General features: G+C 68.5%; 12 protein-coding genes and 1 pseudogene. 4 read left to right on the top strand and 9 right to left on the bottom strand.

Features of this window, described 5'->3' with window-relative positions:
* Positions 1-102: 102 nt before the first annotated feature.
* Both J2728_RS19195 and J2728_RS19190 read left to right on the top strand, forming a co-directional pair.
* Positions 103-2,619 carry a TonB-dependent receptor gene (locus J2728_RS19195; protein ID WP_310001732.1) on the top strand — a complete coding sequence of 839 codons (2,517 nt, stop codon included), beginning with the start codon at positions 103-105 and terminating at the stop codon, positions 2,617-2,619.
* Between the two features lie 182 nt (positions 2,620-2,801).
* Positions 2,802-5,219, top strand: coding sequence for a M20/M25/M40 family metallo-hydrolase (locus tag J2728_RS19190; protein ID WP_310001730.1), 2,418 nt, complete (start codon positions 2,802-2,804; stop codon positions 5,217-5,219).
* Positions 5,220-5,223: 4 nt separating this feature from the next.
* Here J2728_RS19190 and J2728_RS19185 read toward each other — a convergent pair whose 3' ends face one another.
* From J2728_RS19185 to J2728_RS19155, 7 genes are all read right to left on the bottom strand, one after another.
* Positions 5,224-7,092 carry an AMP-binding protein gene (locus tag J2728_RS19185; protein ID WP_310001729.1) on the bottom strand — a complete coding sequence of 623 codons (1,869 nt, stop codon included), beginning with the start codon at positions 7,090-7,092 and terminating at the stop codon, positions 5,224-5,226.
* A gap of 88 nt (positions 7,093-7,180) precedes the next feature.
* A complete protein-coding gene (locus J2728_RS19180; protein WP_310001728.1) occupies positions 7,181-7,390 on the bottom strand; it encodes a hypothetical protein in 210 nt (69 codons plus the stop codon).
* 99 nt (positions 7,391-7,489) lie between these two features.
* A complete protein-coding gene (locus tag J2728_RS19175) occupies positions 7,490-9,025 on the bottom strand; it encodes a methyltransferase regulatory domain-containing protein (RefSeq protein WP_310001727.1) in 1,536 nt (511 codons plus the stop codon).
* 771 nt (positions 9,026-9,796) lie between these two features.
* Complete coding sequence (locus J2728_RS19170; protein ID WP_310001726.1) at positions 9,797-9,970, bottom strand: DUF3606 domain-containing protein; 174 nt, start codon at positions 9,968-9,970, stop codon at positions 9,797-9,799.
* Positions 9,971-10,027: 57 nt separating this feature from the next.
* Positions 10,028-10,210 carry a DUF3606 domain-containing protein gene (locus tag J2728_RS19165; RefSeq protein ID WP_066730332.1) on the bottom strand — a complete coding sequence of 61 codons (183 nt, stop codon included), beginning with the start codon at positions 10,208-10,210 and terminating at the stop codon, positions 10,028-10,030.
* A complete protein-coding gene (locus tag J2728_RS19160) occupies positions 10,210-10,392 on the bottom strand; it encodes a hypothetical protein (RefSeq protein WP_310001723.1) in 183 nt (60 codons plus the stop codon). The genes J2728_RS19165 and J2728_RS19160 overlap by 1 nt, the downstream gene beginning before the upstream one ends.
* Before the next feature lie 68 nt (positions 10,393-10,460).
* Positions 10,461-10,805, bottom strand: coding sequence for an endonuclease domain-containing protein (locus J2728_RS19155; RefSeq protein WP_310001722.1), 345 nt, complete (start codon positions 10,803-10,805; stop codon positions 10,461-10,463).
* 205 nt (positions 10,806-11,010) lie between these two features.
* Here J2728_RS19155 and J2728_RS22370 point away from each other — a divergent pair.
* Positions 11,011-11,148: pseudogene (locus tag J2728_RS22370) on the top strand (hypothetical protein); the annotation flags it as partial.
* Between the two features lie 155 nt (positions 11,149-11,303).
* A complete protein-coding gene (locus J2728_RS19150) occupies positions 11,304-12,071 on the top strand; it encodes a hypothetical protein (protein WP_310001720.1) in 768 nt (255 codons plus the stop codon).
* Between the two features lie 55 nt (positions 12,072-12,126).
* Here J2728_RS19150 and J2728_RS19145 read toward each other — a convergent pair whose 3' ends face one another.
* Both J2728_RS19145 and J2728_RS19140 read right to left on the bottom strand, forming a co-directional pair.
* Positions 12,127-13,566 carry an aldehyde dehydrogenase family protein gene (locus J2728_RS19145; protein ID WP_310001718.1) on the bottom strand — a complete coding sequence of 480 codons (1,440 nt, stop codon included), beginning with the start codon at positions 13,564-13,566 and terminating at the stop codon, positions 12,127-12,129.
* Between the two features lie 245 nt (positions 13,567-13,811).
* The gene (locus tag J2728_RS19140) at positions 13,812-14,282 is read right to left on the bottom strand and encodes an NUDIX domain-containing protein (RefSeq protein ID WP_310001717.1); all 471 of its coding nucleotides are present in this window, start codon (positions 14,280-14,282) and stop codon (positions 13,812-13,814) included.
* Positions 14,283-14,423: the final 141 nt, after the last annotated feature.

The following is a 14,423-nucleotide window of genomic DNA, read 5'->3' as shown; positions in this document are numbered from 1 at the left end:
GCTAACCCTTGGCCATCCATTCGAACGATCGTTCGAGCGGAGCAACGAAAAACAAGCCTGGGGATGGGCAAGCGTCTCCGGGCCAACGAACCGAGGTAGGAAATGCGCTTCACCCAGGTGCTTTGCGGCACTGCGTCCGCTGTCGTCCTCGTTGGTCTTGGCGCTTCCAGCGCCGCGCGGGCTCAAGAGAGCGACGTTCAAACCGTAGACAGCATTATCGTCACCGCCCAGAAGCGGGAGCAGAACCTGCAGGACGTTCCGGTCGTGGTGACCGCCGTCGGCGCCAAGCTCCTGCAAGACACCGGCGTCAAGGACATCAAGGATCTGACGATCCTGACCCCCGGCCTGACGGTGACCTCGACCTCTTCCGAAGCCTCGACCACCGCCCGCGTGCGCGGCGTCGGCACGGTCGGCGACAACCCCGGCCTGGAAAGCTCGGTCGGCGTGGTGGTCGACGGTGTCTACCGCCCCCGCAACGGCGTCGGCTTCGGCGACCTCGGCGAAATGGAGCGGATCGAGGTCCTGAAGGGCCCGCAAGGCACCCTGTTTGGCAAGAACACCTCGGCGGGCGTCATCAACGTGATGACCAAGGAGCCCGAGTTCGGCTTCGGGGCGAACGCCGAGCTGACCTTCGGCAACTACGACGCCAAGGGCGCCTCGGCCTCGGTCACTGGTCCGCTGTTCAAGGACAAGCTGGCCGGCCGCCTCTACGTCGCGGCCCGTCAGCGCGACGGCTACAACGACGTCATGACCGGCGCGGGTCCCTCCAAGCGCGACCAGGACGCCGACCAGAACTTCTACACCGTCCGCGGCCAACTGCTGTTCGTGCCGGACGATCGCGCCACCTTCCGCGTGATCGCCGACTACAGCCGCCGCGACGAGAACTGCTGCGGCGCGGTGCAGATCCGCACAGGCCCGACCTCGGCCATCCTGGCGGCGGTATCCGGCCAGGCGAACCCGGTGGCCGCCACCGCCGATCCGTTCGACCGCGTGGCCTATTCCAACCGCGGCGCGCCGGCCAAGATCGAGGACAAGGGCGTCTCGCTGCAGGGCGATATCGACCTGCCCTTCGGTTCGCTGACCAGCATCTCGGCCATCCGCAACTGGCGCACCGACAACGGCCAGGACTCCGATTTCAGCACGGCCGACATCACCTATCGGAACAAGGACGGCACCAACTATTCCGAGTTCACGACCTATACCCAGGAACTGCGCCTGGCTGGCCGCAGCGACAAGTTCGACTGGCTGATCGGGGCCTTCCTGGCCGACGAGCGCCTCGAAAACCGCGCCAATTTCAACTACGGCAATCATTACGAGCAGTATCTGGGCCGACTGCTGTCGCGCTCCGCCGCCAACCCCGCCGGCGTCCCCAACTTCATCGCCCTGCTGCTGAACCGCGCGCCGAACACGTCCTTCGCGGCGGGCCAGGGCCTGCGCGACCGCTACGACCAGCGCGCCACCACCATCGCGCTGTTCACCAACGACACCTGGCACGTGACCGACTCGTTCGAGATCACCGCCGGCCTGCGCTACACCTCCGAAAAGAAGAAGCTCGACACCTACCAGACCAACACCGACGGCGGGGTCGCCTGCGGCACGGCTTTGACGCCCGCCGGCCAAGCGCGCATCGCCAGCATCGTCGGCGCGGCGAACACGGGCACGATCATCGGCAACCTGTGCCTGCCCTGGGCCAACGCGCTGTTCAACGGCCGCGGCACGCAGCAAGAGCGGACGGACAAGGAGTGGGGCGGCACGGTCAAGGCCTCGTACCGCTTCTCGCCGGAAGTGTTCAGCTACGCGTCGTTCGCGCGCGGCTACAAGGGCGGCGGTTTCAACCTCGACCGCACCCAGTCGTCCAATGGCCTGCCGACGGGCGGCACGGGCGTGGCGCCGATCTACGACACCTCGTTCCCGGCCGAGTTCGTCGACAGCTACGAACTGGGCCTGAAGAACACCCTGTTCAACCGGACGGTGCTGCTCAACATCAGCGCCTTCTATCAGAAGTTCACCGACTTCCAGCTGAACACGTTCCTGGGCACTTCGTTCGTTGTGCGCTCGATCCCCGAGGTGACGTCAAAGGGCGTCGACGCCGACTTCCTGTGGTTCACGCCGGTCCATGGCCTGACGGTGCAGAGCGGCTTCACCTACGCGGTGACCAAGTACGGGGACCAGCCGATCCCCAACGACCCGGGCAACGCCCTGGCCCTGCTGCCGGGCAGCCGCCTGTCGCTGGCGCCGAAGTACTCGGCTTCCGGCTCGCTGACCTACGAGACCCCGGTCGGCGACAACATGAAGGCCCGCTTCAACATCGGCGCGAAATACTCGTCGTCCTACAACACCGGCTCGGACCTGTTCCCGCCGAAGGTCCAGAAGTCGTACACGGTCGTGAACGGCCGCGTGGGCCTGGGCTCGGCCGACGAGCGCTGGACCATGGAGCTGTGGGCGCAGAACCTGCTGAACGAGAAGTACATGCAGGTCGCCTTCAACGGCCCGCTGCAAGGCTCCTCGGGCCTCAGCGCCACGCAAAGCACCTACAGCGCGGCGCTGGACACCATCACCTACGACGCGTTCCTGGGCGCGCCGCGGACCTATGGTCTGACGCTGCGCTCGCGGTTCTGACCGGGAGGGGGAACCATCGGGTTCGGCAAGAACCCGATGGCTTTCGGAAGAGGAAGGGCGATCCGGGCGACCGGGTCGCCCTTTTTTCTTTCCGCCCGCCTTTTCAACTTCGGGGCTTCCGGACGACGGCGCATCACCTCAGCATGCGCGGGGGTAATCTGTGACGCCGGGAGACCGCCAGCATGAAGACGATCCGCTTCCTCGGAGTCTGGATCTGCCTGGCGGTCGGCCTGGCGCTGGGCGCCTGGAGCCAGCGCGCGCCCGCGCCGCCACCCGCCAACGCTCCGCCCACGGCCTTCTCGTCTCAACGCGCCATGGCCGATGTGGCCGTCCTCGCCCAGGCGCCGCATCCCACTGGCTCGGCCCAGATCTCCAAGGTGCGGGACCATCTGCTGGCGCGGATGAGCGAACTGGGGCTGGAGGTCTCGGTCCGCCCCGACCAGGGCTTCCACCCCAACGGCAAGGACGGACGCTCCCTGACGGTGGCCGCGGTCCAGAACCTGGCCGGCGTGCTGGCGGGAGCCGATCGAGACCTGCCGTCGATCCTGGTCATGAGCCACTATGACTCCGTCCACAACTCGCCCGGCGCGGCCGACGACGCGGCCGGGGTCGCCGCCGCCCTCGAGATCGCGCGGGCCTTGAAGGCCGGCGGCGTCGCCAAGCGTGACATCATCTTCCTGTTCACCGACGCCGAGGAGCCGGACCTCTTGGGCGCCGAGGCCTTCTTCGCGCGCGACCCGCTGGCCCAGCGTGTCGGCCTCGTCGTGAACCTGGAGGCGCGCGGCGACGCCGGACGGGCGGCGATGTTCCAGACCGGCCCTGGCAACGGCGCGCTAATCAGCGTCTTCGCCCGCGAGGCCAAGGGCCCCTCGGCCAACTCGCTGGCCTCGACCGTCTACGCCAGGATGCCCAACGACACCGACTTCACCCACGCCGTCCGCAAGGGCCTGCCTGGCCTGAACCTCGCCTTCATCGACGACCAGCTGGCCTATCACACGCCCCTGGCCACGCCAGAGCACCTGGAGAAAGGCAGCCTGCAGCATGTCGGCGATCAGACCCTGCCGACGATCCGCGCCCTGGCCGACGCCGCGGAGCTGCCGGCCAAGGCGCCGGACGCGATCTATTCCGACGTCCTTGGGCAATTCATGATCAGCTATCCGCCGGTCGTCGGCTGGGCGTTGCTGGGCGTCATCGCCGCGCTGATCCTGTTCGCGACTTGGCGCACGCTCAGCCTCGGCGCCGCCAGCGGCTGGGAGATCGCGCGGGGCGCGGCGGGATTGCCGCTGCTGGCGACGACGGCCGCGCTCGTCCTGCATCTGGCGGGTCGGCTGCTGATGGTCACGGACATCCAGCGCTACTACGGCCTGCTGATCGGCTTCGACCAACTGCTTTGGGGCGCCGGCCTGCTGGCGATCGCGGCCAGCCTTGGCGTCGCCACGGCCATGGCGCGCGGCGCCAGCCGGATCATCCCCTGCGTCGCGGCCATCGTCCTGGGCGGAGCTTGCAGCCTGATCGGCGGCTTCGATCCGATCGGCCTTGGCCTCGGGATCGGAACCTGCGTGCTGGCCGGTCTCGCCCTGGGCTATCGGACCGACGCCCTGGGCGGCTGGATCGGTGGTCTGGTCGTGCTGGCGGTCCTAGCGGTCACGGCCCAGATCCTGGCGCCGGGCGCGACCGTCATGCTGACCTGGCCGCTGCTGGTCGGCACCCTGGGCGCGGGCCTGGCGGTCGGACTCGGCGGGACGCGCGACAGGCGCGTGGCGCTAGCCCTCACTGTCTTGATCGGCGCCTTCGCCCTCGTCTCGCTGGCCCAGCTGACCGCCTGGAGCGCCTTCACCTTCGCGGGACTTGGCGTTCAGGAGCCGGCGGTGTTGGCTCTGTTCGCCATGCTGGCCGCCCCCGCCCTGTCGCCCCTGACGCACGAGTTCGCCGCCACCCGCTGGGCCTGGCGCGCCGCGCTCGTGCTGGCGCTGGCCGGCGGCGGCCTGATCACCGCGGCGGCCCTGGCGGAGGGAACCGCCCAGCGGCCCGCCCCCACCGGCGCCCTGCACGTCGCCGACCTCTCGACCGGCAAGGCCTGGCGCGTCGCCGAGCAGCCCCGCCTCGACGCCTGGACGAAGGCCGCCTTGCCCGACGACGGCGGCTCGTCGCCAGCCCAGCGGACGCTGGCGCCGTTCTGGCGCAAGCCCGCCTGGATGTCCGAGACCCGCGCCGCGCCGGTCGAGGCGCCGCAACTGTCGATCGACCGCGCCGAGGACCGCCTGCTGGTCCGCTTGATCCCCGCGCCCGGCGCCGAGCTGGTCAGCATCCGCCTGAAGCCCAGCGCGGGCCTTAGCCAGCCGCGCCTCAACGGCCGACCGATCAGCCTGACGACCCAGGCCGGCCAGTGGTCGAACCTGACCTATCACGCGCCCGATCCGAGCGGCGTCACGCTCAGCTTTACCACCCAGGGGCCTGGCCAGGTCGAGGTCGCGGCCCTGGAGTATCACGACGGCTGGCCCGCGCTCGCCAAGGCCCCGCCGCCCAAGCCCGCCGGCCTGATGGCCTTCGGCATGTCGGACAAGACGGCGGTGCTGGTGCGGGGCCAGATGAGCTGGTGAGGCCTCAGACCGCGAAGACCCCCTCGCCCGGCGCCTTGGCGTAAAGGTCCGCCACCCGATCGGCGCGGCGCTCCAGCGTCGCCCGCTGGTTGACGTAGCCCTTGTCGGTGATCTCGCCCGCGTCGATCGAGGGCGGCTCGGTCAGGATCGTGAAGCGGACCACGCGCCGCGAGGACCCGCCCGCCGCCGCGTTGAAGGCCGACAGGCGCTCGCGCAGGATCGCCACCAGCTTCTCCAGCGGCGTGCCCGGCCCCGGGTCGGCGACCAGGGCCGCCAGCCCCGCCGGCGAAGGCCACAGCATCGCGCCGATGAACGGCTTGTCCTGGCCGGTGATCACCGCGTCGTGGATGTAGGGACTGCAGGCGGCGACGAGGTCGGGGCGCAGCACGCCGACGCTGACCCAGGTGCCGGTGTCCAGCTTGAAGTCCTCGGTCACCCGGCCGTCGAAGACGAGGCCCTTCGAGGGATCGTCCGGATCGACGAAGCGCGCCGCGTCGCCCAGGCGGTAGAAGCCCTCCTCGTCGAAGGCGGCGGCGGTCTTTTCCGGGTCCTTGTGATAGCCGGCCGCCACGGTCGGGCCCTTGACCCGAACCTCGTACTTGGCGCCGCTGGGGGCCAGCTTCAGCTGGATGCCCGGCAGAGGAAGGCCGACCAGCCCAACCCGCTCGGTGACCCAGTGGGTGACGGTGACGCCTTGGGTCTCGGTCGCGCCGTACATCGTGGTCAGCGGGATGCGGTGGCCGGTCTCGGCCACGGCCAGGGCCTGGATCCGCTCGTAGACGTCGTTCGACAGGGTCGCGCCGCCATAGCCCATGTAGCGCAGGTTCTTGAAGAACGAGCGGCGCAGGTCCGGATCCTTCTCCATGGCCTCGGCCAGCATCGAAAAGGCGATCGGGGCCGAGCCGAACACGACCGGCGAGACCTCGTAGAGGTTCTTGATCGTCGTCTCGAACATGCCCGGCAGCGGCTTGCCCTCGTCGATGTGCAGGGTGCCGCCGCCCCAGATCACCGCGTTGAAGGTGATGTTGCCGGCCGAGATGTGGCTCCAGGGCATCCACTCCAGGCTCTGGGGGACGTCGTCCGTCTCCGGCTCGTCGGCGCGGAGACCCTCCTGGCCGGCGATGACCCCGGCCATCATGCCGTGGGTCTGGGGCACGGCCTTGGGCAGGCCCGTCGAGCCGGAGGTGAACAGGTACTTGGCCACGGTGGCGGGACCGACGTCCTCCAGCGCCGCCTTGAGCGCCGGGGCAGGCGTCGTGGCGGCGACCGCCTGGTAGGGAACCGCGCCCTCGCCCATCCCGTCGGCGGTGACGATCAGCAGGTTCGGATCCAGCGCCTTCAAGGTCTCGATCGCCTTGGCGAACATCGCGCCGCTCTGGGCGAAGACGACGCGCGGCGCCACGCGCTCGAAGCAGTGCTTGAGCTTGGCGTGGTCGGTCGAGATCAGGCTGTAGGCCGGGCTGACCGGCGCGGCGGGAACCCCGGCGGCGTAGGCCCCGAGCGTCATCAGGGCGTGCTCGATCGAGTTGGCCGACAGGATCATGACGCTGTCGCTGGCCGTCAGGCCCTGGTCGAGCAGCCACTGGCCGATCCCCTCGACCTGCCGTAGCGCCTCGCCATAGCTCACTTGTCTCCAAGGGCCGTGGCCCGGTTCGCGCTGCTTCAGGTAGGGCCGCTCGGGATGCTCCGCGGCCTTCTGGGCGAACAGGTGGGCGATCGAGCGGGGGCCGTCGCCGGGAGGATGGTTCGAGGTGATGACGATCGAGCCGTCGGCCCGGCGCTCGACGCTGACGTCGGGGCCCTTCATCGGCAGCGGCTTGAACGGAGCGGCGGAAGGCTCGCGCACCGGCGAGCCGCCGTCGGGCGGCGTCATGGTCTCACTCCCTCAAGTTATCATTGTTCTGTTGAGCGTGAGCCCAAACCGCTCGCGCGGCAAGTCCGACGTCGGGGAAGCGCGCCGTTCAGGCCCGGCGCCGGGCCTTTCGGGCGGCCTTGGCGGCGAGCTCGGCCGAGGAGACCCGTTGAGCGAAGGTCTCGAGGCACACGCCGAACCGCTCGCCGCAGCCGCAGTCGATCACGGGCAGGAACCGCACCGTCTCGATCGTCCCGCGCGCCGCGGCGCCGCAGCGCGGGCAGGGGAACTCAAGCTCTACGCCACCAACGTCCAGCATGCCGGTCGCTCCCGTCGCGCGCGCCTTTCCGAATCCCTCGGAAGACGCCTCGACGATGACAGGCCTCGCGCGGCTCGTCCCTGCGACGTTCTGTCCAGTTCAGGCGATGCCCAGGCCCCGCCAGACCGGCAGCACGGTGTCGGCGAAGGCGATCGCCTGGGCCTCCAGCGCGGCGTGGGCCGCCTGCCCCTCCAGCGCCGCCCCGCCGGAGACGAGGGCCTGTCCCCGCTGGGCCAGCGTCCGCGCCGCGAAGGCCGCCCACTCGGCCGGACCGCCGCCCTCCCGCTCGCGCGCCAGCCAGAACAGCTGGTGGAAGCGCTGGGCCGGGATCGCGCCGCCGGTCACCGGCGAGGCCAGAAAGGCCAGGTCCGTCGCCTCGGCCGCTCGCCGGGCCAGCTCCAGGTTCAGGGCCCGCGCCGTGCCCGCCCCGCGCGCCGCGGTCTCCGCGCCTTGCGCCGAGGCCACGACGCCCTGGGCCATCAGCAGCGCCAGGGCCGTCGTCAGTTGCGGGAAGGTCGTTCCCTCGGGCGCGGCGGCCTCCAGCTCGCCGATCGCGCGCGGCTGGCCGTCGCTCAAGGTCCCGAGGATCGCCTCGTACAGCGGTCCGGCCAGGTCGACCTCGGCGAACGTCCCCCGCGCCTTGTCCAGCGGCAGGCCGGCCGGCTTGGCCAGCACCACGCGCTGGTCGCGCAGGGCCCGGCGCTGGTCGGCGGCGACCAGGGGCGTGAGGCCGCGCAGCCAGTAGTCGCGGCGGAACTGGGCCTGCACGGCGAAGTCGCGGAAGGTCTCGCGCAGCGACGGGTCGGGCAGCTCGCGCAGGAAGCCGGCCATGCCCGGCGCGATGTTCAGCTCCTCGACCTGGTCGGGCATATAGGCCGAGGTCGCGAACGACAGCTTGGCCGTCGACAGCCGCGCCTCGACGTCGGCGAACCACATCGGATGCCAGTCGCGGTTCATGTACTCGTGGACCATGTAGGCGCGGTCCTGCCTGAGCAGCGCCTCCAGCCGGTCGATCACGCCGGGATTGAGCCGCGAATAGATCGGGTCCTCGGCGAAGAAGCGCTGCATGGTCAGCAAGGCCGCGTCCAGGTTGGCGGCGGGGCCCAGGCCCGGCGCGCCCAGGGCCTCGGCGTGGCGCTTCATCAGGTGGCGCAGCGGACCGGCCACCGCCCAGCCCGGCTGGGTGTTGTACGAGATGTAGACGAGGCCGCCTGGCTTCAGCTTCCGCCGCAGGAACGCGACGATCTTCTCGCGCGCCGCGTCATTCACCCAGCTCCAGACGCCATGCAGGGCCACGAAGTCGAACTCCGGCAGGCCCGGACGCTCGGCGAACTCGTCGAAGGCGTCGTCGAAGAAGTGAGCCTTGGCCCCGCTGGCGGCGACCAGGTCGCGGGCGAACACCGCCTGGGCCGGCGCGAAGTCGCAGCCCCACCATTCGATGTCGGCCTGGGTCGCCGCGTGGATCGCCGCCGAGCAGCCCTGGCCAAAGCCCAGCTCGCAAGCCGTCTCGATCCTGGGCGCCCGCAAGCCCTTCAGCAGCAGTGGAAAGGCCGCGCGGACCGGGTTGAGCTCCGGATAGGCGCCGTAGGTGTAGCCCGTCTCGACCACATAGCCGGCGCTCCAGTCGTCGTTCATCCGCGCTCTCCCCGTATCAGCCCACGGTGGGCCGGGGGCGCGGCGGCGGCAAGGGGGTGAAATAGCGGCGTTATGTCACCTCCGCTCTCCCTTCCCCTTGATGGGGAAGGGTTGGGGATGGGGTGACTGGTGAGGTGGCGGTGGCGCGCGGCCTCGATCGCCGTTTTCACCCCCACCCTACCCTCCCCCATCAAGGGGGAGGGAACATGAGGAATCGGCTTCACGCGGCTTGCCGCTGAAGGTTAGGAAGGGGACGCGGAGCGCCGGACATCCGTCCGGAGGAATTGGATAAATACCGTTTCGACGAAGCCAGACGCTCCGCGCGGTCGTTATCCGGTGAGCCCTCGACGCGCGGGGTTTTAACCCGCTTCCGAAAGAGGCCCCCGACGGGCGGGCCGGGCTGGCGACCCGGTCCCCGGACCGTCCGGGCGATTTCAGCCCGAACCTAGATCCCGCTCGACCACCCCCGACAGCCGTCACGATCGCCGGCCGGACGTCCCTTCCAAGCCATCGGGTGAGGACAAGTATGGGCGGGGTTTCAACGCGGATGATCCAGCGGCGTGTAAAAGTGAGAAGTCGTTGAAATCGCTGGGTTCGATTTCGTCTACGCGGATGATAGAGCGCCGCGAACGCTCGTGAAGTTCCTCCCCCGTGACACGGGGGAGGTGTCGGCGGAGCCGACGGAGGGGGCGAGGTAGAGATCGGCCGAGCTGGCCCCCTCCGGCCCCCTGGGCCACCTCCCCCGCATCGCGGGGGAGGATCTAAAACCCCTCAGCTATTGCTGCCGATATACTTCCGCACGTCTTCCTCGCTGGACCCGACATGGTCGACGGCTTCGTTGAGGACCTCCTCGGTGACGCCCAGCGCCTCGGTCCAGTATCGCACGGCCTCGGGCTCGCGGACGTCGATCCGGGTCGTGGCGGAGTTGGGGTGGTCGTCGGACATCACGGTCTCCTTCACCGAGTCGAAGCCGTGAGAGACCCAGGAGTTCCGCCGCGCGCCTCAGCGCTTCTTGCCGAGCTCCGCGGCGATGTCCTTGGTCATCTTGCCGACCTTGCGGTGGGCGGCGGTGATCTGGTCGCGGGTCACGCCCCAGCGCTTCATCCAGTACTCGACGGCCTGGCGCTCGGAGAGATCCAGGCGGTCCTTGTCGATGAAGCCGCGCTTGTCCTTGAGGCCGGCCATCAGCGGCTCATCCACGGCTTGGAGGCGCCCGTGGCGACGCGCGCGGCCTGCTGGCGCTGGAACTTGCCGCCCCGCGGCGGCTTGGGCCGCCCATCCAGCGCCGCCTGCTTGAGCCGCAGCGCGCGCTGCATCGGGGTCTCGGCGGGTGGAGCTTCGGGGGGCGGGATGTCGGAGGTGGTCATGGGGGGAGGGTATCCCAATCCCTCTCCCAGAGGGAGAGGGTGGCCGTGAAGCGGTCGGGAGAGGGGTTTCACCCTCGCGTAGCGCCCCACAACGCCGCCAGAATATCGTCCGCCGTCCCACCTGGATCGGCCAGAACCCGCTCGTTTCGGAATCTCAGCACCATGTAGCCGAACCGCTCCAGCGCCTCCGTGCGACGGGCGTCATAGTCCTCGCGTCCCTCGTGCGCCGCGCCGTCCAGCTCGACGATCAGCCTGGTCTGTTCACAGACAAAGTCGGCGAAATAGCCGCCGATCGGGACCTGCCGCCTGAACTTGAACCCGCCCAGACGGTGCGCCCGGACCAGGCCCCACAGCGTCTTCTCGGCCAGGGTCTGGGATTGGCGCAGGCGGCGAGCGTTGGCGGTGGCGTCCATGCGTGGAGGATGGCCTCAGCCCCGGAGCGCGCTCAACAGAAGGAATCGGGGTTTCCGTGTTCCTGTTCCCTCTCCCAGAGGGAGAGGGTGGCCGCGAAGCGGTCGGGAGAGGGGTTTCAAAGCCGCCGCCCCGCCGGCGCTCCGGCGAGCGGCTTACCCCCTCTCCCCGGCCCTCTCCCCATGGGAGAGGGAGTCGCGTGGTGATCCCTCTCCCGGCGGGAGAGGGCGGGGCCCGCCGCGCAGCGGTGGGAGGGAGAGGGATTACGAGGGCCGCCGCCCTGCCGGCGCTCCGTCGCGCGGTTTACCCCCTCTCCCCGGCCCTCTCCCCATGGGAGAGGGAGCCATCCTTACATCCCGCGGCGAGACGATCGCCGGGCTGTCCACGTCACTCAAGGACGACGCTGCGCGTCGCCGCGGAGCGGCCGCCCGGAGGGCGGTCCTTGACTGACCTGGTCAGTCCGGCACGCTGCTGCCTCCAAGAGATGTGAGGGGGCAAGTGTGACTGAAATAAAATATTGCTTCGGAAGCCTATGCCTCGCACCCGGAGCTTGGGCGGACTGGTTTTCAGGCATAATGTCTGCGACGGCCGTTGCCGTTGCTTTAGCCGGATACTTCATAAATGATCATTATAGGAGAGCAGACTCCAAATATAGAGATATCGAAACGGCGCAATTAATAGGCCTTAAAGTCTGGAAAGTTCTAAATTCATCTCACGACATTTATCGACACGTCTGGAATCGCGATTTAGAACCAGACATTGGCGGCGCTCAGGCAGACCTTCTGTGGCGCCGTATACATCCAATGGTAGGTCTCGAGATAGATGAAGCTGCGCGCCTCAACGCTGAAGAGATGAGTCTTCTTGTCCAGATACAGGAAGTAAACTTCTTAATGGATCTGACACTCGTAATCGCCCGTCACGAAAGCATGGTGCTTTCCATGAAGGAGTATCGCAACCAGTACGAAGACCTCCACAAAATGCTTCCCGCACCCATTGCAATGAACGGCCGCGTTGGGATCCACAGACTCACCGAGCAAGAGTTTCTAGCGACACAACCCTACTCAAATACGGTTGAAAACTTGATTTCCTCAATAAGAGACATGTCAAAAGAAAACGTTGAGCGGTGCGATATTCTAGCGAAAGCATTCCACCCATTGATGAAATCTAAATATCCGAAGCAACGCTTTATAGCAATTGCACCACCAGCGCGGCCAGGCGACGTAGTCACTCCACCAGTCCGAAGCGAGGCAAACGGCGTGGGAAAATAGAAGGCGGAGCATCGCGGCCCCGCCCTCTCCAAATCCAGCTAGCTCAGAGTAAGCCCTACTCCGCCGCCACCTTCGCCGAGTAGCCGAGGATCGCCTTGGTCTCCAGGAACTCGCCGAACGCGTGGTCGCCCCACTCGCGGCCGTTGCCGCTCATCTTGTAGCCGCCGAACGGGGCCATCAGGTCGGGGCTGGCGCCGTTCAGGTTCACCTGGCCGGCGCGGAGCTTCGAAGCCACTTTCCGGACCTCGCCCTGGTCGCCGCCCGAGACATAGGCCGCCAGGCCGTACTCGGTGTCGTTGCCGACGGTGACGGCTTCCTCGACCGTGTCGTAGCCCAGGATCGAGACCACCGGGCCGAAGATCTCCTCCTTGGCGATGGTCATGTCGTTGGTGACGTTGGCGAAGACGGTGGGCTTCACATAGTAGCCCTTGTCCAGGCCCTCGGGACGGCCGGGGCCGCCGGTGACCAGGGTGGCGCCCTCGTCGATGCCCTTCTGGATCAAGCCCTGGATCTTGTTCCACTGGGTCTCGGAGACGACTGGGCCCATCTTGTAATTGCCGTTCGGGTCGCCGACCGTGTGGGCCTCGGCGGCGGCCTTGGCGATGGCGATCACCTCGTCCATGCGCTTGCCGGGGACCAGCATGCGGGTCGGGGCGTTGCACGACTGGCCCGAGTTCAGCATCACCGAGGCCACGCCCCCGCCGACGGCCTTCTGGAAGTCGGCGTCGTCGAGGATGATGTTGGGGCTCTTGCCGCCCAGCTCCTGGTGGACGCGCTTGACGGTCGGGGCGGCGTTCTTGGCCACCTCGATGCCGGCGCGGGTCGAGCCGGTGAACGAGACCATGTCGACTTCGGGATGGCTGCTGAGCGCCGCGCCGACCGTGGGGCCGTCGCCATTGACCAGGTTGAAGACCCCGGCCGGGACGCCGGCGGCGTGCAGGATCTCGGTCCAGACATAGCCGCTGAACGGCGCGATTTCCGAGGGCTTCAGCACCATGGTGCAGCCGGTGGCCAGGGCCGGGCCGACCTTGCAGGCGATCTGGTTCACCGGCCAGTTCCATGGCGTGATGAAGGCGCAGACGCCGATCGGCTCCTTGACGATGCGGGTCGTGCCGCGATCTTCCTCGAACTTGTAGTCCTTGAGCACCGCCATCGCCGTCTGGACGTGGCCGATGCCCATGGCCGCCTGGGCGCGCTGGGCCAGCCAGGCGGGGGCGCCCATCTCCTCGGTGATGGCTTTCGCCATGTCCTCGAAGCGCTTCTGGTACTCGGCGATGATCCGCTCGAGCAGGTCGATCCGCTCCTCGCGGCTGGTCTGGGAGAAGGTGGCGAAGGCCTTGCGCGCGGCGCGCACGGCCTTGTCGACGTCGGCGGCCGAGCCCATCGAGATCACGCCGGCGACGGCCTCGGTGGCCGGGTTGATGACATCCAGGGTCTTGGGCTGGGCGGGATCGACCCAGGCGCCGTCGATGTAGAACTTGGTGTAGTCGCGCATGACGTTCTCCTGCCCGTTGGGATCGCCCGCTCTAGTTGGGAGAGACGGCGGACGGTTTCAAACAACCATTTAATGTGATCGGCGATCAGGTGTGAAGGGGGTAACGAGCGCCCCCTCCGTCACGATGCTGCGCATCGCGCCACCTCCCCCGCTTCGCGGGTGAGGAGGACGGCATCCTCCCCCGTGCAACGGGGGAGGTGGATCGGCGCCGCGAGGCGACGAGACGGAGGGGGCGCTGGAGCCCCTCACCACATCGCGTCCGGCTCTTCCCCGTGCAGCGCCTCGGCGATCCGGCGGCGGGTGGCGCGCGTGGTCTCGTCGGGCAGGTCGTGCGGATCGAACCACCCCACCGCGTGGATCTCGCCGGCGGCGTTGGAGGCGCAGGTTTCCCAGGCCTCGATCCGGTAGACCAGGACGTGGTCGCCGGGGTGCAGGATCTCGTTGCTGTGGGCGCTGACCAGGCGCGGGCGGGACAGGGCGCGGACGCCGGCCTCCTCCCGCAGCTCGCGGACCACGGCCAGCTCGGCCGTCTCGCCGCGCTCGACCCCGCCGCCGGGCAGGTACCAGCCCTTGATGTAGGTGTGCTGGATCAAGAGGATCTTGCCGGCCTCGTCGGTGACCACCGCCCGCACGCCCAGCGTCAGCCCCCGTCTGAAGCGGAAGAAGGCGTAGACCAGGGGTCTCGTGAACGGTTCGATGCGGCGGCGCCAGAGCATGGGGGTGTTCTTAAAGGCTATCGGCGCGCGTGGGAGCTTCAAATCTCGTGTCATCCCGGCCGAAGCGTAGCGCAGAGCCGGGACCCAGGGGCGGCGCGCGCGGCGTTCCTTCAACCCCTGGGTCCCGGGTCGGCTGCGCCG

The sequence above is a fragment of the Caulobacter segnis genome, from assembly GCF_031454995.1.
Lineage (GTDB): Bacteria > Pseudomonadota > Alphaproteobacteria > Caulobacterales > Caulobacteraceae > Caulobacter > Caulobacter segnis_E.
The sequence above is the reverse complement of the archived record's forward strand: the minus strand, read 5'-3'. Positions and strand labels throughout refer to the sequence as shown.